This is a genomic window from Pseudoxanthomonas sp. SL93, assembly GCF_026625825.1.
In the GTDB taxonomy this organism is placed as follows: Bacteria; Pseudomonadota; Gammaproteobacteria; order Xanthomonadales; family Xanthomonadaceae; genus Pseudoxanthomonas_A.
This window is the reverse complement of record NZ_CP113065.1, coordinates 819,829-836,657: the sequence shown is the minus strand read 5'-3', so window position 1 is coordinate 836,657 and position 16,829 is coordinate 819,829. Positions and strand designations below refer to the sequence as shown.

General features: G+C 67.5%; 14 protein-coding genes. 8 read left to right on the top strand and 6 right to left on the bottom strand.

The annotated features are described in order from the left end of the window. The first annotated feature begins 13 nt into the window (after window positions 1-13). The 3 genes from OVA13_RS03845 to OVA13_RS03835 are packed head-to-tail and all read left to right on the top strand — an operon-like array spanning window position 14 to window position 2,691. Complete coding sequence (locus OVA13_RS03845) at window positions 14-898, top strand: carbon-nitrogen hydrolase (RefSeq protein ID WP_267793621.1); 885 nt, start codon at window positions 14-16, stop codon at window positions 896-898. A gap of 10 nt (window positions 899-908) precedes the next feature. Further along, window positions 909-1,439 (top strand): GNAT family N-acetyltransferase, encoded by a 531-nt coding sequence (locus OVA13_RS03840; protein ID WP_267792491.1) that lies wholly within the window; start codon window positions 909-911, stop codon window positions 1,437-1,439. Next, window positions 1,429-2,691 (top strand): TraB/GumN family protein, encoded by a 1,263-nt coding sequence (locus tag OVA13_RS03835; RefSeq protein ID WP_267792490.1) that lies wholly within the window; start codon window positions 1,429-1,431, stop codon window positions 2,689-2,691. Before OVA13_RS03840 ends, OVA13_RS03835 begins: the two co-directional genes overlap by 11 nt. An 84-nt stretch (window positions 2,692-2,775) precedes the next feature. Here the strand turns inward: OVA13_RS03835 and OVA13_RS03830 are convergent, their stop codons facing one another. The 3 genes from OVA13_RS03830 to OVA13_RS03820 are packed head-to-tail and all read right to left on the bottom strand — an operon-like array spanning window position 2,776 to window position 10,531. Further along, window positions 2,776-5,886 (bottom strand): efflux RND transporter permease subunit, encoded by a 3,111-nt coding sequence (locus OVA13_RS03830; protein WP_267792489.1) that lies wholly within the window; start codon window positions 5,884-5,886, stop codon window positions 2,776-2,778. After that, window positions 5,883-9,392 carry an efflux RND transporter permease subunit gene (locus tag OVA13_RS03825; protein ID WP_267792488.1) on the bottom strand — a complete coding sequence of 1,170 codons (3,510 nt, stop codon included), beginning with the start codon at window positions 9,390-9,392 and terminating at the stop codon, window positions 5,883-5,885. Before OVA13_RS03825 ends, OVA13_RS03830 begins: the two co-directional genes overlap by 4 nt. Continuing rightward, complete coding sequence (locus tag OVA13_RS03820) at window positions 9,389-10,531, bottom strand: efflux RND transporter periplasmic adaptor subunit (protein WP_267792487.1); 1,143 nt, start codon at window positions 10,529-10,531, stop codon at window positions 9,389-9,391. Before OVA13_RS03820 ends, OVA13_RS03825 begins: the two co-directional genes overlap by 4 nt. A 393-nt stretch (window positions 10,532-10,924) precedes the next feature. On the opposite strand from OVA13_RS03820, the gene OVA13_RS03815 reads away from it, so the two are divergent. Both OVA13_RS03815 and OVA13_RS03810 read left to right on the top strand, forming a co-directional pair. Then, complete coding sequence (locus tag OVA13_RS03815) at window positions 10,925-11,329, top strand: c-type cytochrome (RefSeq protein ID WP_267793620.1); 405 nt, start codon at window positions 10,925-10,927, stop codon at window positions 11,327-11,329. A gap of 7 nt (window positions 11,330-11,336) precedes the next feature. After that, window positions 11,337-11,792, top strand: coding sequence for a c-type cytochrome (locus OVA13_RS03810; protein ID WP_267792486.1), 456 nt, complete (start codon window positions 11,337-11,339; stop codon window positions 11,790-11,792). A gap of 144 nt (window positions 11,793-11,936) precedes the next feature. Here the strand turns inward: OVA13_RS03810 and OVA13_RS03805 are convergent, their stop codons facing one another. Further along, window positions 11,937-13,553: a transmembrane repetitive protein gene (locus OVA13_RS03805; RefSeq protein WP_267792485.1), complete on the bottom strand. Its 1,617-nt coding sequence runs from the start codon at window positions 13,551-13,553 to the stop codon at window positions 11,937-11,939. Window positions 13,554-13,568: 15 nt separating this feature from the next. After that, window positions 13,569-14,165: an NfuA family Fe-S biogenesis protein gene (locus OVA13_RS03800; RefSeq protein ID WP_267792484.1), complete on the bottom strand. Its 597-nt coding sequence runs from the start codon at window positions 14,163-14,165 to the stop codon at window positions 13,569-13,571. A 92-nt stretch (window positions 14,166-14,257) separates the two neighbouring features. Between OVA13_RS03800 and OVA13_RS03795 the strand changes: the two genes are divergently transcribed. Genes OVA13_RS03795 through OVA13_RS03785 form a run of 3 tightly spaced genes read left to right on the top strand, consistent with a single transcriptional unit; the run spans window position 14,258 to window position 15,432 of the window. Beyond that, the gene (locus OVA13_RS03795; RefSeq protein WP_267792483.1) at window positions 14,258-14,605 is read left to right on the top strand and encodes a 4a-hydroxytetrahydrobiopterin dehydratase; all 348 of its coding nucleotides are present in this window, start codon (window positions 14,258-14,260) and stop codon (window positions 14,603-14,605) included. A 5-nt stretch (window positions 14,606-14,610) separates the two neighbouring features. After that, window positions 14,611-15,018, top strand: coding sequence for an energy transducer TonB (locus OVA13_RS03790; protein WP_267793619.1), 408 nt, complete (start codon window positions 14,611-14,613; stop codon window positions 15,016-15,018). 24 nt (window positions 15,019-15,042) lie between these two features. Continuing rightward, window positions 15,043-15,432, top strand: a complete 390-nt coding sequence (locus tag OVA13_RS03785; protein WP_267792482.1) for a DUF1761 domain-containing protein — start codon at window positions 15,043-15,045, stop codon at window positions 15,430-15,432. Window positions 15,433-15,456: 24 nt separating this feature from the next. On the opposite strand, the gene OVA13_RS03780 is transcribed toward OVA13_RS03785, so the two are convergent. Continuing rightward, entirely contained in the window at window positions 15,457-16,455 is a 999-nt protein-coding gene (locus OVA13_RS03780; protein WP_267792481.1) for an RluA family pseudouridine synthase, read from the bottom strand. Window positions 16,456-16,829: the final 374 nt, after the last annotated feature.

Sequence of the window (16,829 nt, the reverse complement as noted above, 5' to 3'; positions counted from 1 at the left end):
CGACCCTGCCCCGATGACCCGCACCAGCCTGCCCGTAGCCCTGATCCAGGAAAAGAACCATGGCGATGCCGACGCCAACCTGTCGGTGATCGAAGACCGGGTGGCCGAAGCCGCGAAGCGCGGTGCGAAGCTGGTCCTGCTGCAGGAACTGCACAACGGCGCGTACTTCTGCCAGCACGAATCGGTGCAGGAATTCGACTTGGCCGAACCAATCCCGGGCCCCAGCACCGAACGCCTGGGCAGGCTGGCGAAGCAGCATGGCGTGGTGCTGGTGTCGTCGCTGTTCGAACGGCGTGCCGCCGGCCTTTACCACAACACCGCCGTCGTCTACGAAAAGGACGGCAGCATCGCCGGCAAGTACCGCAAGATGCACATCCCGGACGATCCGGGTTTCTACGAGAAGTTCTACTTCACACCGGGCGACATCGGCTTCACACCGATCGACACATCGGTGGGCCGGCTGGGCGTGCTGGTGTGCTGGGACCAGTGGTATCCGGAAGCCGCGCGCCTGATGGCGCTGGCCGGCGCCGACCTGCTGCTGTATCCCACCGCGATCGGCTGGGACCCCACGGACGAACAGGCCGAGAAGAACCGGCAGCGCGATGCGTGGGTGTTGAGCCATCGCGGCCACGCGGTGGCCAACGGCTTGCCCGTGCTCAGCTGCAACCGCGTCGGTCATGAATCCTCACCGCTGGGTACCTCCGGCATCCAGTTCTGGGGCAACAGCCATGTGCTCGGCCCGCAGGGCGAATTCCTGGCCGAAGCCGGCACCGAGGCGGAAATCCTGACGGTCGAAGTTGACCTGCAGCGCAGCGAGCACGTACGCCGCATCTGGCCGTTCCTCCGTGACCGCCGCATCGACGCGTACGGCGACCTGTTGAAGCGCTACATCGACTGAGACACCGCGCTTGGACCTGATCATCCGTGATGCCACGCTGGCGGACGTGCCGGCGATTACCACCCTCTACGCCGCGGAAGTCCGCGACCACGTCAACACTTACGAGTACGACGTGCCGGACCAGGCCGAAATGCAGCGCCGCATGCAGGGCGTGCTGGCCGCAGGCTATCCCTACCTGGCGGCCGAACGCGGCGGCGAAGTCGTCGGCTACGCGTACGCCAGCAGCTACCGCGCCCGCATCGGCTACCGCTTCACCGTGGAGAATTCGGTCTATGTCGCGGCGGGGCAACAGGGCAACGGCATCGGTGCGGCCCTGCTGCAACGGCTGATCGAGGCCTGCGAAACGCGCGGCTACCGGCAGATGATCGCCGTGATCGGCGAACCCACCAATACCGCGTCGATCCGGCTGCACGAGAAATTCGGCTTCCAGCTGATCGGCATTTTCCGCGGCATCGCCTGGAAGCATGGCCGATGGCTGGACACCGTGCAGATGCAGCGCACCCTGGGTGCCGGCAATGCCGACGCGCCCCATGACGAATGAGATGATGGACGACACCACTTCCCTTACCCCGGCCGCTTCCGCACTGGCCGGCCAGCCGCACGAGACCGTCGAGCGCGATGGCGTGCGTTTCACCCTGCTGGGTACCGCGCATGTGTCGCGCAGCAGCGTGGACGCCGTGCGCGCCGCGATCGCCAGTGGCGAATACGACAGCGTGGCCATCGAACTGGATGCCGGCCGCCTGCAATCGCTGACCGATCCGGATGCGCTGGCGCGGATGGACCTGGTCAAGGTGATCCGCGAAGGCAAGACACACCTGTTCGCCGCCAACCTGGCCTTGGCCGCCTACCAGCGACGCCTCGCCGAGCAGCTGGACGTCGAACCCGGCGCCGAACTCAAGGCCGGCGCCCTGGATGCACGCGAGCGCGGACTGCCGTTGCACCTGATCGATCGCGAAGTCGGCCTGACCTTCAAGCGCGCGCTGCACTCGCTTGGCTGGTGGGGCCGCACCAAGGTCGGTGCCGGCATCCTGGCCGGGATGTTCGCCGACGAGGAAGTCGGCGACGAAGAGATCGAGAAGCTCAAGCAGGGCGACATGCTGGAGTCCAGCTTCGGCGAGTTCGCCAACGAAAGCCCGGCGCTTTACCGCAGCATCATCGCCGAGCGCGACCAGTACATGGCCACGCGCCTGCGGCAGGTGGCAGCGGATGCGCCCCGCGCCCGTGACGACGGCGAACCCTACAAGGTCCTCGCCGTGGTCGGCGCGGGCCACCTGCAAGGCCTGGTGCGCCACCTTCGTGAAGACACCGCGGCGCCGCACGAGGTGCTCACAGAACTGGAAAGCGTGCCCACCAAGAGCAGCATCCCGTGGTTCACCCTACTGCTGGGCGTCTTCCTCGTGGGCGGCTTCGCCTGGGGCTTCTGGCAGGGCGGCGTGGACGTGGGGTCGGACCTGATCGTGCAGTGGGTGCTGGCCACCGGCGTGCTAGGTGCCATCGGGTGCGCGATCGCTGGTGGGCATCCGCTGAGCATCCTGGCGGCGTTCATTTCGTCACCGCTGACGCCGCTGCACCCCGCGCTGGCGTCCGGCACGGTCAGCGCGTTCGTCGAAGCCACGCTGCGCAAGCCCACCTACGCAGATTTCATGGCGCTGCGCGACGATGTTCAGACCGTGCGCGGCTGGTGGAAGAACCGCGTGGCGCGCATCCTGCTGAACTTCTTCCTGACCAGCCTGGGTACCGGCATCGGGGTATGGACCGGTGGGCTTCGGATGCTGGGCAAGTTCTTCGGCTGACCCTCGGAAGCTTGAAGCAGGAACGAAAAAGAGCCGGGCAATGCCCGGCTCTTTCGTTTCCCTCTTCCACACTGGACGGGGGGCTCAGTCCACGTGGATGGCGGCGACCGCGGCCGCCTGCTTGCCATCGCCGCGACGCTGCTTGGCCTTCCCGATCACGCGCGAGGTGCCGCTGCGCATGTCGTCCAGGATCGCGTAGATCGTCGGCAGGAACAGCAGGCTGACCACCGTCGAGAACGCCAGACCGCCGGCAATCGCACGCGCCATCGGCGCGTAGGCCGGACCGTCGCCGGCCATCTGGGTGTTCGCCATCGCGATGGGCACCATCGCCAGGATCGCCGTGCCCATCGTCATCAGGATGGGACGCAGGCGCTCGCGACTGCCTTCCACCAGTGCGTCCGTGCGCGACATGCCGCGTCGCCGCAGGTTGTTGATGTGTTCGACCATCACGATGCCGTTGTTCACCACCACGCCCATCAGCACCAGGATGCCGATGAAGGACATGATGCCGAACGTGGTGCCCGTCAGCGCGAACAGCCAGAACACACCGAACACCGAGAACAGCACGCCGCTCATGATGGCCGCCGGGAACAGCAGCGACTCGAACACCGCGGCCATGACGATGTAGATCATCACCAGCGCGATCAGCAGGTTGAACATCATCTGCCCCATCGCCTCGTCGTCTTCCTGGAAGGCGCTGCCGTCGAACGAATAGCTGTAGCCCGCCGGGAACGACATGCCCTCCAGCGCCTCTTCCATGGCCTTGCGCGCGTCCGGCACGGTGACCTTCTCGGCCAGGTTGGCCTGCACGGTCAGCGTCGTCTGGCGGTTGGTGCGCTGGATCTGCGTGGCGGAAGGCGTGATGCCCACGTCGACCAGGCTCAACAGCGGCACCGTGCGGCCATCCGGCGAACGCACCATGAAACCGGCCAGGTCTTCGGTGCCGTAGTCTTCGGCGCCCGCGAAACGCACCCACACCGGCACCTCGGTCTCGCCACGGCGGAACTCGCGCAACGGTGCGCCACGCAGGGCCAGGCCCACGAAGCTGGCCACCTGCTGGGAGGTGAAGCCGAAGGCCGCGGCGCGCTCGCGGTCGACGCGCACGTTCAACTCGCTGTTCTGGTCGCCGACATCCACGCGCACGTCACGCAGTTCCTTGCGCTTGGCGAGGATGGGAATCAGGTCGTCCGCGATTTCCGCCAGGGTCTGGGTCGAGTCGCCGACCAGCTGGAACGACACGCTCTGGCCGGGCTGGCCGCCGCCGCCCTGGTTGCCGCCGTCGCCGCCGATGCCGATGTTGGCGCGGGCCGACTTCGGCAGGTCCTTGCGCAACTGTTCGACGATCGGCTTGGTCTCGCTGGCCTTCTCGGTATCGAACTTGATCTGCGTCCCCCCCCAACCCTGTTCGCTGAAGTACGAATAGATCTGGCTGATGCGGTACTTCTTGCGGTTGGCGTCGAGGAACTGTTCGACCTTGAGGATCTCGGCCGACATCTGCTCCTTGGTGTAGGCGCCCTTCCACTGGTAGTACAGCTCCGCCTCGCCACCGCCGTCGTTGCCGAACATGTCGAACTTGGTCATCTTCATGGGCACGAAGCTGACCACGATGATGAGCAGGATGCCCAGCACGCTCCAGCCGCGGTGTTCCAGCGTCCAGCGCAGGAACCCTGCGTAGCGCTTCTGCATGCGCGGGATGATGCCGGTCTCGCTGCGCACCTGGGGGGGAGTCTTCAACCGGGCCGAGATCATCGGGATCAGGCTGACCGCGACCAGCCACGAGGCCAGCAGCGACACCGAAATGGTGATCGCGATCTGGCCCAAGTAGATGCTCAGGAAGTTGCGCTCGCCGAACAGGTTGGGCACGAACACGATGCAGTGGCACAGCGTGCCCGCCGACAGCGCGATCGCCACGTGGCGGGTGCCGACGATCGAGGCCCAGGTGGGGTTGTCCGGATACTTCTCGCGTTCCTGGTAGATGCTCTCGACCACGACGACGGCGTTGTCCACCAGCATGCCGATGGCCAGCAGCAGGCCCATCATCGACAGGATGTTGAGCGTCACGCCGGCGAAGTACATGAAGCCCAGCGTCATCACGAAGCAGATCGGAATCGCCAGCGTCACCATCGACACCGACGGCCAGTGGCGCAGGAAGAACCACAGCACCACGATCGACAGGACCAGGCCGATCGCGCCGGCCTCCGCCAGTTCAAGCAATGACGAGGTGACGTTGTCGCCCTGGTTCTCGATGATCTTGACCTGGATGTCGCTCATCTCGGGCTGGGCGCGGATCGACTCGACCTCGGCCAGCGCCTTGCTGGAGACATCGACCAGGTTGGCGTTGCGTTCCTTGAAGATGTCCAGGCCGACGGCGGGCTGGCCGTCCAGGCGCCGGCCGTAGTCCATCCGCGCAGGCTTCAGGCGGACGTCGGCGATGTCGCCGAGCCGCACGTTGCCGGACCCGATGACCAGGTCACGCAGCTGCTGCAGGTCGGTCAGTTCGCCGACGGGCTGCACGCGCAGGCGCTGCGGGCCGTCGCTGATGACACCGGCGGAGATGGAGAAATTGACCGCCTGCAGCCGTGTCGTCAGGTCATTGAGGCTCAGGTTGTGCGCGGTCAGGCGATCCTGGTTGATCGCGATTTCCACTTCGTTCGGCGGCGCGCCCGACACCTCCACGCGCGCCACGCCCGGGATGCGTTCGATGCGGCGCTTGAACTCGCGCTCGATCATGTCGTACGCACCGGTCAGGTCGGTCTTGCTGGCCAGGCGTACCCGCAGCACCGGTTGATCGGTGGTGGAGAACTTGAAGACGAAGTAGCGCTGCAGATCGTCGGGCAGGTCGTCGCGGATCGCGTCGAGGCGCTCGCGCGCCTCGGACGCGGCGATGGCGACATCGCGATCCCAGTCGGAGAACTGGATGAAGATCTGGGCGCCGTCCGCTTTCGCGTTGGACTCCATCCGCTTGATGCCGGCCATGGTCGACAACGCTTCCTCGGCCGGCCGCAGCACCGTGCGCTCCACCTCCTCCGGTGTCGAGCCGGTGTACGGCAGCGACACGAAGATGAAAGGCGGCGAGACCTCCGGAAAGGCCTCCAGCGGCAGCCGGATGGCGGCGATCAGGCCGATCACGAACAGCGAGATGAAGAACATCACCGCCGTCACGGGCCGCTTGATGCTGAACTCCGCGACGCTCATGCGGGTTCGCCCTCCCCGACCGGTGGCAGTGCCGCACCCTTGCGGGCGCGGCGTCCGCGCTCCAGGTAGTACTCGTCTGCGCGGCGGTCCAGCAGGTCGTAGACGACCGGGATGACCAGCAGCGTCAGCAGGGTCGAGACCAGCAGGCCGCCGATCACGGTGATCGCCATCGGCGAACGCACTTCGGCACCCTCGCCCATCGCGATCGCCAACGGCAGGAAGCCGAACAGCGTGCACAAGGTCGTCATGATGATCGGCCGCAGTCGCGAACGGGCACCCTCGACCAGCGCCTCGCGCTTGGACACGCCGGCCTCGCGCAGCTGGTTGACCTTGTCGATCAGGATGATGGCGTTCTTGGTCACCAGGCCCACGAGCAGGATCAGGCCGATGAATACCACCACCGACACCGCCGAACCGGTCAGGAACAGGGCGCCCACCGCACCGACCAGGGCCAGCGGAATGGTGAACAGGATGACGAAGGGATGCAGCAGGGACTCGAACTGCGACGCCATCACCAGGTAGACCAGGAAGATCGCCAGGCCGAACGCGAACATCAGCGAGTTGACCGATTCGGCCAGCTCTTCGCCCTGTCCACCGATGTGCATGCCGACGCCGGCGCCCAGTGGATTCTCGGACACCATCTTCTCGACTTCCTGCACCGCGCCACCCAGGTCGATGTCGCGCAGGTTGGCCGAGACGATGGCCACGCGCACCTGGTCGGCGCGGTGGATTTCGCTGGGGCCGGTGGTGGCGACGACATCGGCCACCGCCGACAGCGTCACCGGACGTGCGCTGCCCGGATTGACGATCAGCTGGCGGATGCTTTCCAGCGAAGCGCGATCGGTCTCGCGGGCACGCACCAGCACGTCGATCTTGCGGTCACGGAAGCTGTAGCGCGTCGCCACTTCGCCGCGCACCTTCTTGACCACCACGTCGGCGATCTGGCGCGTGGTCAGGCCCAGCGCACCGGCGCGTTCCTGGTCGAAGCGGATCTGGATTTCCGGGAAGCCCTGCTCCACCGTCGACTTGACGTCGGCGTAGTGCGGATTCGCACGCAGCAGCGCGGCGAGCTTCTGGCCTGCCTGTTCGATGCCGGCCAGGTCCTGGCCACGCAGTTCGACTTCCAGCGGGGCGGAGAAGCTGAGCAGCTCCGGACGGCTGAAATCGACCTGGGCACCGGGATGGTCCTTCATCGACGCACGCAGGGCCTCGGTTTCGCGGGTTTCGACCTCTTCACTGCCGCCACCGGCCATCACCACGGACAGCTTGCCGATGTTCTCGCCGCTTTCCGTGGGATTGGCATCAAGACGGGTACCGCTGCCGCTCACGCCGTACAGGGCATGGATGCCTTCATCCTTGGCGTGCTTGAGCTGCAGGTCGCGGACCACGGCATCGGTGCGCGCCAGCGGCGTGCCCGGCGGCAGTTTCACCGTCATCTCGAAACGGTCCTGGGCCAGCTGCGGGATCAGGTCCGCACCCAGCAACGGCACCAGCAGCATCGAACCCACGAACGCGGCGGCGGCGAAGCCCAGCACCAGCCAGGGGCGGCGCAGCGACGCGGGCAGCAGGCGCATGTAGCCGGCTTCGGCGCGGTTGTACGGTGCCATCGCCAGATCACTGAGCTTGCGCATCACCGGACCCACCACGGCGGCCAGCCCGCGCCAGGCGCGCACCACCAGCCATGCGATGCCGAAGAAGAATCCACGCACGGCCGCGCCCACGCCACGACCCGTGGTCGCCAGCGGCTTCTGCCAGCGCGAATCGGGGCGCCACTGCGGATGTGCCGGTTCATCCGGGAATGCCAGCGGCGGACGACCCTTCAGCGAACTCAGCATCGGGATCAGCGTCATCGACACCACCAGCGAAATGCCGATGGCGATCGCCACCGTCAACGCCTGGTCGCGGAACAGCTGGCCGGCGATGCCCTGCACGAACACCAGCGGCAGGAACACGGCGATCGTGGTCAGCGTGGACGCCACCACCGCCATGCTGACTTCTCGGGTACCGACCATCGCCGCTTCGAGGATGCCCAGGCCACGCTCTCGTGCCTTGGCGATGCTCTCCAGCACCACGATGGAGTCGTCGACCACCAGGCCCGTCGCCAACGCCAGGCCGCCGAGCGACATCACGTTGAGGCTCAGGTCCAGCTCGCCCATGAAGAAGAACGTGGTGATGATGGAGACCGGCAGCGACAGGCTGATCACGAACGTGCTCCAGCCATCGCGCAGGAACAGGAAGATGATCAGGATCGCCAGCACGCCGCCGATCATCGCGTCCTTCTGCACGTCCCAGATGGCGTGTTCGATGAACAGCGACTGGTCGTCGATGATGGTCAGTTCGACATCCGGTGGGGTCTGGTTCTTGATCTGTTCCAGCTTGGCCTTCAGCGCCTGGGCCGTGGCCACCGTATTGGCGTCGCCTTCCTTGTAGATCGCCAGCTCGACGGCTTCGCGGCCGCCGAGGCGGATGATCGCCTCGCGTTCCTTGAAGCCCTGGCGCACGTCGGCGACGTCCTTCAGGCGGACCGGCATGCCGCCGGCGACCGTCGAACTGCCGCCCGACGATGCGCTCTGCACGGAAGCGGCCGCGGCCATCGCTTCGGCCGAGCCGGTCGAGGCCGCGATGGCGGCCATCTGCGCTGCCGCGGACGCCGCGGCGTTGTCGCCACCGCTCTGCGTGGTGACCAGCATTTCGCGGATTTCGTTGACCGTCGCGAACTGGTTGACGGTGCGCACCAGGTAGCGCTGCGAACCTTCTTCCAGCCGGCCGCCGGAGATGTTGATGTTCTCCTGCTGCAGGCGCTGGATGACGGTATCGATCGGCAGATTCAGCTGGGCGAGTTTCTGCTGGTCGATGTCGACCTGGATTTCGTCCTCGAGACCACCGCCGACCTTGACCGCCGCCACGCCGTCGACGGGCTCGAGCTTCTTCTTCAGGTCGTCATCGGCGTAACGGCGCAGCTCGGTGAGCAGGCGCACGGCGTCCGCGTCGTTCTTCGGCTCCTGCTTGTTGGCCAGGGCCAGGCGCAGTATCGGCTCGGTCGACGGATTGAAACGCAGCAGCACGGGTGCCTTGGCTTCCAGCGGCAACTGCAGCACTTCCATCTTGTCGCGGACTTCCAGGCTGGCCTGGTCCATGTCCGTGCCCCAGGCGAACTCCAGCACCACGTCGCTCTGGCCGGTACGCGAGACCGACTTCAGCTTGCGCAGGTTCTTGACCACGCCGACGGCTTCTTCCACCGGCTCGCTGATCAGGGTCTCGATTTCGGAGGGCGCGGCACCGGTGTACTCGGTGCGCACGGTCAGGGTGGGATAGCTCAGGTCGGGCAGCAGGTTGACCTTCAGCGAGAACAGCGCGATCACGCCGAACAGGAACATCGTGATCCAGAACATCGCCACGGTGACGCGGCGGCGGGTGGAGAACTCGACCAGTCCGCCACCCATGCTGCCATCGCCGCCCGCCGCGTGGGGCTCGTGCTCCCCGGGAACGTGGCCGGGCGCGCTCATTGCTTGGTTCCGACAGTCTTGGCGTTCTCGGCCTTGGCGGCCACCTTGGCGGGCTCGGCGCCGATCACCTGCACCGCACTGCCCTCACGCAGCGCCACCTTGCCGGCGGTGACCACCTGGTCGCCGGGCTTCAGGCCTTCGCGCACCTCGATCCATTCGCCATCCACGTAACCGATCTTCACCGGCACGCGCGCGGCCTTGCCGCCGCGCACCGCGAACACGGCCGGGTCGCCGTCGTCGAGCAGCGCGACGCGCGGTACCACCAGCGCATCGGCGCGCTGGTCGTAGTCGATCTTGATGCGGCCGAACATGCCGGGCTGCAGCACGCCGTCACTGCCGAACGAGCAGACCACGCGGAACGTACCGCTGCCAGAATCGACGACCGGCGAAATGCGGTCCACCGTACCCTGGAACACCTTGCCCGGCATCGCGTCGACGGCCAGCGCCACCGGCAGGCCCGCCTTCAACTTGGAGAGCTCGCGTTCGGAGACGTTCAAGGTCGCTTCCAGGCGCGATTCGTCGACGATGCGGATGATCGGCGTGTTGATCTGCACGAAGTTGCCGGTCTTGATGGAGCGCGAGGCCACCACGCCGGAAATCGGCGCGGTCACCGTGGTGTAGGACAGTTCGAGCGCCGCCATGCGATACATGGCGCGGGCGTTGTCCAGGTCGTACTTGATCTGGTCGACGTCGTTGGCGCTGATCATCTGCTGGCCCACCAGCTGCTGCGCACGACGGTAGTTGTTCTCCAGCTTGCGCATCTGCGCTTCGGCCTGGGCCACCTGCAGGCGCAGGCGGTCCGGGTCCAGCCGGACCAGCGCCTGGCCGGCGCGGACCACCTGGCCCTCCTCCACCATCACTGCCAGCGCGACGCCGGAGGTCTTGGCGACCACCTGCGACTCGCCCAGCGCTTCCAGCGCGGCCGTGCCGCTGTAGCTGGCGGCCACCGGGCGGCGGCTGGCCTTGACCACCTCGACCGGGACGGCATCGGGCTCCTTGGGGGCCTCGCCGTTCTTGGCCTGGGCTTCGGCGGCGGGGCCACCGCCCTTGCAGGCCGTCAGGACCAGGAGACCGCAGAGGACGGGCACCAGCGCCAGGCGCAGGTAGGGACGGCCGGGATGTTGGACAGGTCGAGACATGAGGGTGGGACCGTGGTGGTGTTGTTTAGGTGTTGTACGAAGGTATATCACCCATGAACGACTTCCATGCGCCGAAGGTCATGGTGACTTGCGTCGTGCGGGGTGCTACGTGCCCGCTGGCATACCCGCCCGCGATGGACATCGGGTTGGGATGCATGCCCGTCGCCAAGGGTTGCGTGTCTGCGTGTCGGCCAACGACAGGCGTACCGGACATGGCACGCCCATGCCGAAACACACGACGCAGCTGTTCCGTTGCAGCCTATGCCATGCCCACGCCAGCGGCGCGCCGTCCGGCGGATGGCGGCCCGTGTGACTCGCACGCTATACTTGCGAAAGCCAAGCGCTGCGGTGGTACGTGGCGCGCGCAACTTGAGAGTCCCGGATTACGACATGATGCGACCGCTGCCGCTCGCCGCTTGCCTTGCCTTGGCCGCCCTTCCCCTGGCTGCCCTGACTGCACAACAGGAAACCCCGTCGGCCGTCGCGCCGGCCCCGACCGAAGCCGCTGCGCCCGCCGCAGCCGCTCCGGCCGCCGCCAAGCCGCTGGTCGGCAACGCCGAGACCGGCCGTACCCTGACCTATACCTGCCAGGGCTGCCACGGCATCACCGGGTACAAGAATGCCTACCCCAACTTCCACGTGCCGCGCATCGGCGGGCAGTCGGCCGACTATCTGGCCAACGCGCTGACCGAGTACCGCAACGGCAACCGCAAGCACCCCACGATGCAGGCCCAGTCGGAAAGCTTCTCCGACCAGGACATCGCCGACATCGCCGCATTCCTTTCTACGGTCAAGTAATCCCACCATGCCCAACGCCAAGCACGCCCAGCGTCTAGCCATCGCCCTGCTCGCTGCCCTCGCCCTGGTGGCATGCTCCAACAAGGAGACTTCCGAGGCCGCAGCCGAGAACCCTGGCCACGCCAGCGGTGAGCACGGCTCCAGTTCGTCCGCCGGCCTGCCCAAGGGCCACATTGCCAAGGGCGAGGAACTGGCCAAGGCCAAGGGCAAGGCCACTGGCCAGAGCTGCGTGGACTGCCACGGCGCCGAAGGCAATGCGCCGATCGACGACGTCTACCCCAAGCTGGGCGGCCAGTACGCCGACTATCTGGCGCATGCGCTGCAGGCCTACCGTTCGGGTGACCGCCAGCACGCGCTGATGACCCCGCAGGCCGCGGACCTCAGCGACCAGGACATCTCGGACCTGGCAGCGTATTTCGGTTCGCGTCCCTCGCAGCTGCGCGACCTGCACGGCGTCCACTAGTCAGCCTTCGCCCCTCGTCGCGAAAGCAGAAACGGAGCCGCAAGGCTCCGTTTTCTTTTGGGGCAGGACATGTGCAAGGCGACACTAGTCGCGCTGGCAGATCGCGGTGCCCGTTCGCGACGTACCCCCCACCATCCGCGGCCCTCAACTGTCGGTGGGAATCGGCGTGCGCTTGACCGGAATCTCGGGCGGCGGGCGCGCGACCGGCGGATCCGGGAACAGGCTGCCAAGACCGCAACCGCCGCCAAGCTGCAGCACGGAAATCTTGCACTTCAGCTTGAGGTTGGTGCCGGGAATGGAGATCTCCATCTCGCGCACATTGCGCCGCACCCATTCCGCCAGCAGCGATTCGCTGGGCACCCAGTACTTGTCGAGACTGGTGGGCTCGTAGTCGTACGGAGGCCGCTGCAACCAGGTGCCGGACTGCTCCAGCCGCTCACGCGTCCACGCATCGTTCTCGCCGCCGGGGGCGCCCCGGTCAGCCGTCGCGGTACCCGCGCCGTCCGGCACCCGCAGGCTGCCATCGGCGTTGTAGAGGCCGGGTTTCTGGCCGCCGTCCGCGCCGCTGTCGCCTGCGACGTTCCGGTTGGAAGCACCCCAGTCATCGCCCCGCTGCGGCGTTGCCCAGCCTCCGGGCCGGTTGGCCGCCGCGGGGCCGGATGCCGTGGCGCCGGGCTGGCTTCCGCGTGTCGCGGGTGTGCCCGCCGACGGTGAAGGCGCCCGCGAGGGCGTGCTGGCCGTGGCGCCCTGGGGCGCAGGTGACGGCGCGGGTGCAGGTGCAGCCGGTCGCGGCGCGGGCGCACGCACTTCGGCTTGGCGGACGGTGGCTTCCGGTGCGGCGATCGGGCGCGGGGCGATCTCCCGGCGCGGGACCTGCACTTCGCGCACCTGGGGCGCAGGCGCCAGCACTTCGCGCTCGCGGATCTCGGCCTCCCGGGTTGCGACCTGAGGGACGTCGACCGGACGGGGCGGCAGGTCGCGCCTGACCGGCGGGGCCTGCACGGGCGTGGGGATCTCGCGGGTGGGCACGCCGGCCTCCCGCACCGCTGGCGCCACCACGTCCGGAACGCGGGGCGTCGGTGGCGGGAGCACGAAGGCCCGGGTGGGCTCGGGTACTTCGGTCACCTGCAATGGTTGCGATGCGATCGTTGGTTCCGGCACGTCGCGCGGAGTCAGCTCCGGGATCTCGGCGCTCAGCGTGGGCGTACTGACATCGGGCTGCGGCGCGGAACGCGGAGCAGGCGCGCCGCCGCTTTCCGGCGAGGGCGACGACTGAGCGGTCTGCGGCGTGGGCTCCGCGGCAGGCGGACCGCCGCCCATTTCTTCCGGCGTGCCGTCGCCCACGATCTCCAGCCGCACGCGGCTGCTGTCACCGGCGTCGGTCGGCGGTGGCGGCACCTGTACCAGCGCCACCCACAACAGGAAGAGGAAGAAGCCGACGTGCAGCAGCGTGCTGCTGAAGCCGGCGAACCAGCGCAGGCCCCGCTCTTCGCGGGGCGGCGGCTCCCAGCCCTGGTAGAACAACGACCGCCAGGCCTGCACCCGACTGAGCACCGGGGCCACCGGATCGGCGGGACGCGGCGGGCGCTGCGCCAGCAGCAGGATCACCGCATCGGCCTTCTCGCGCGTGACCACGCCCAGCCGCGCCGGCAATGCCCGCATCCACAGGCCCCAGCCATAAGGCAGGCCGGTGTGGCGTTCCAGCATGGGCGCTGCCTTGCGCGGCAGCAGCGCGGCGATCAGGTCGGCGGCTTTCGTCACCGGCGCCGGGGACCGTCAGGCCGCGTTGTCGCGGGGAATATAAGGCGCGTCACCGGTCTCGTGGTCGGTGATGTCGCGCACTGCGGTGACGCCGGGCACGCGCGCCATCAGGGTCTTCTCGATGCCCTGCTTCAGGGTCACGTCGGCCATGCCGCAGCCATGGCAACCACCGCCGAAGCGCAGCCAGACCACGCCATCGCCGCTGACTTCCTCCACCGCGACCCGCCCCTTGTGCTGGGCCAGTTGCGGATTCACTTCGTTGTCCACCACCCAGCGCACCCGTTCCACCAGCGAGGCCGAATCGGCCGGCGCTTCGCCCTTGATGCGCGGCGCCTTGATGGTGAGCTGCGCATTGGCGCCCTTCATCACGTAGTCGATCTCGGCGCCATCCAGCCAGTGCACGCTGTTGGCGTCCACGTACAGCGTGAAGCCGTCGCAGTCCACCGCCCACTCATCGCCCATCAGGTCGCGCGGTTCGGAGAACTCCAGGCGCGCATCGGCCTGCGCCGTACCCGGATGGACCGCACTCAGGCGAACGCCCAGGCCCGGCAGGGCCTCGCGCTCGATCAGCTTGCGGAAATGCGCCTGTGCGCTGTCGGAAATCTGGATCATGCGGGTATTCTAGCCATCTGCCTGCAAGGCGCTCACACTCAACTGCCAGTCGTCGGCCAACGTTCAGCTGGCCCGTACGCCGGAGGATACACATGTCCGATCTCATCCCGCTTGCCCAGGCCCACTGCATGCCGCTGCGCGGCAGCGAACACCGTCTGTCGCCCGCCCGCGTCGCGGAACTGCTGCCGCAGGTGCCCGGCTGGGAACTGGCCGAGGAAGGCCATGCACTGGTGCGGACATTCCCGTTCGCCAACTACTACGAAACCATGGCCTACGTGAACGCGTTGGCCTTCATCGCCCATGCCGAGGACCACCATCCCGACCTGGGCGTGCACTACAACCGTGCCGTCGTGCGCTATTCCACCCACGATGTCGGCGGCCTGAGCGAAAACGACTTCATCTGCGCGGCGAAGGCCAGCGCACTACTGGGAGAAGCCTGATGCGCATGCTTTCCTTCCAACGCCTGTCCGCGGTTTCCCTAGCGCTGGTGCTGGCCGGCTGCGGTGGCACCAGCGAGCCGCCCGCCGCCCCGGCCATCGCGCCGACCGAGCTGGCCGCGATCGAAACGCCACCGCCGGCCTACCCGCCGGAAGCCGAGTGCAACAGTGATGGCGGCACCACGGTGCTGCGCGTCACCATCGAACAGGATGGCGTGCCGTCGCAGGTCGCGCAGGCGCAGAGCAGCGGGCACCCGGCACTGGACAAGGCCGCGCTCGAGGCAGTGCGCACCTGGAAGTTCCGCGCCGCGACGCGCAACGGCAAGGCCGTGAGCCACACCATCACGGTGCCGGTGAACTTCCCGCCGGTACTGGAAAAGCCCACGCGCTGCTTCGCGCAAGGCACGCCCGGCTGATCGCCACCCGACAGGGAGCCCACGATGCACGACATCAACTACTGGGCCGTGGTCGTTGCCGCGGCGTCGAGTTTCCTGCTGGGGGGCGTGTGGTACGGCCCGCTGTTCGGCAACGCCTGGAACCGTGCCGCCGGCATGGACCCGCAGCAGAAGGGCCACCCGGCGAAGATCTTCGGCGGTGCGTTCGTGTTCTCGCTGCTGGCCGCGTACGTGTTCGCGCGCTTCCTGGGCCCGCGGCCTGAACTGCTGCATGCGACCTGCACCGGCGCGATGGTGGGCGCATGCTTCGTCGCCGCCAGCTTCGGCATCAACTATCTGTTCGCACAGCGCAGCCTGCGCCTGTGGCTGATCGACGGCGGTTACCACACCCTGCAGTTCACGCTGTTCGGGCTGGTGCTCGGACTCTGGCACTGAGCGTCCGCACATCGCGGGCGCGCGTCACCCCAACCGGTTCAACACCTCGGCCAGTTCATCCGCCAGCGGCGCATTGAGCACGTAGGGCGTCTTGCCCGCGTCCAGCGCAAACTGCAGCGATGCCGCATGCAGGAACAGCCGCTTCAGTCCGACCTGTTCGCGCAGGCGCTTGTTGGCGGCCTCGTCGCCGTACTTGTCATCCCCCGCGACGGGATGGCCCAGGTGTTGCGCATGCACGCGGATCTGGTGAGTGCGACCGGTCTCGATGCGGACTTCGCAGTAGGAATGACCGCCGCGTCGCTCGAGCACGCGGAAGTGGCTCAGCGATTCCTTGCCGTTCGCGTTGACCTGCACGTGGCGCTCGCCGCCCTGGCGCAGGCCGACGTGCAGCGGCGCATCCACGCTCATCACGCCATCGGGCATCCGGCCGACCAGCAGCGTCAGGTAGCGCTTTTCGATGCCACGCGCGCCGTTCTCGCTGTCCTCGCGCAGCAGCGCCTGCAGTTCGGACAATGCGGAGCGCTTCTTGGCCATGATCAGCAGGCCCGAGGTATCGCGATCCAGGCGGTGGACCAGTTCCAGCGTCTGGTTGGGCCGGAGCACCCGCATGGTCTCGATGGCGCCGTGGCTGATGCCGCTGCCGCCGTGGCTCGCCACGCCGGAAGGCTTGTTGATCACCAGCAGGCGTGCGTCCTCGAACACAATCGCCGCCTCCATCCGCTTCAGGAACCCGGTCGGCGGCGGCGTCTTGTCTCCCGTCTCCGCGAGACTGACGGGGGGAATACGGACCTCGTCCCCCCCTTCCAGCTTGCGCTCTGCCTTGGCCCTGCCGCCGTTGACGCGCACCTGGCCGCTGCGCACCAGCTTGTAGACCAGGCTGCGCGGCGCCCCTTTCAGCTGCCCCAGCAGGAAGTTGTCCAGGCGCTGGCCGCCACGGTCTTCCGGCACCTTGATGGTGCGCACGGCGGACTTGGCGACCGTGGCCGGTTTGTCGGAGGGGGGGCTGGGGTTCATACCATTCATTCTGTTACACTCGGCGGGCGAGATAAGGGTTTGATTTCGCAGGGAGTTGTTCCATGGGCCAGAAGCCCGGCTCCCCGCGTCTCCGGCAAGTGCGCGGCCACCGCCCCAGGGGCGGCCATGTTAGCGGCTCATCGGCAAGCCCGGATACCGCCAGGTGCGTGACGGCACCTGTGGCTGAACATGTCCCGCGCGGCGCGACCCTTCCGGAAGCTGCCGCCGGCCCGCAACACACATTAGAAATAAGCGCTCCCGCGGCCTGCCGTGGTGTCGTAGCGCTGGAAACCCGACCCACCCCGCTGCGCCTGCGCAAGGGGCGGCGTACCGTTCCAGAGGCGAAACGCCATGGCGTTCCGCGCGGTAGCAGCGCGCGAGGA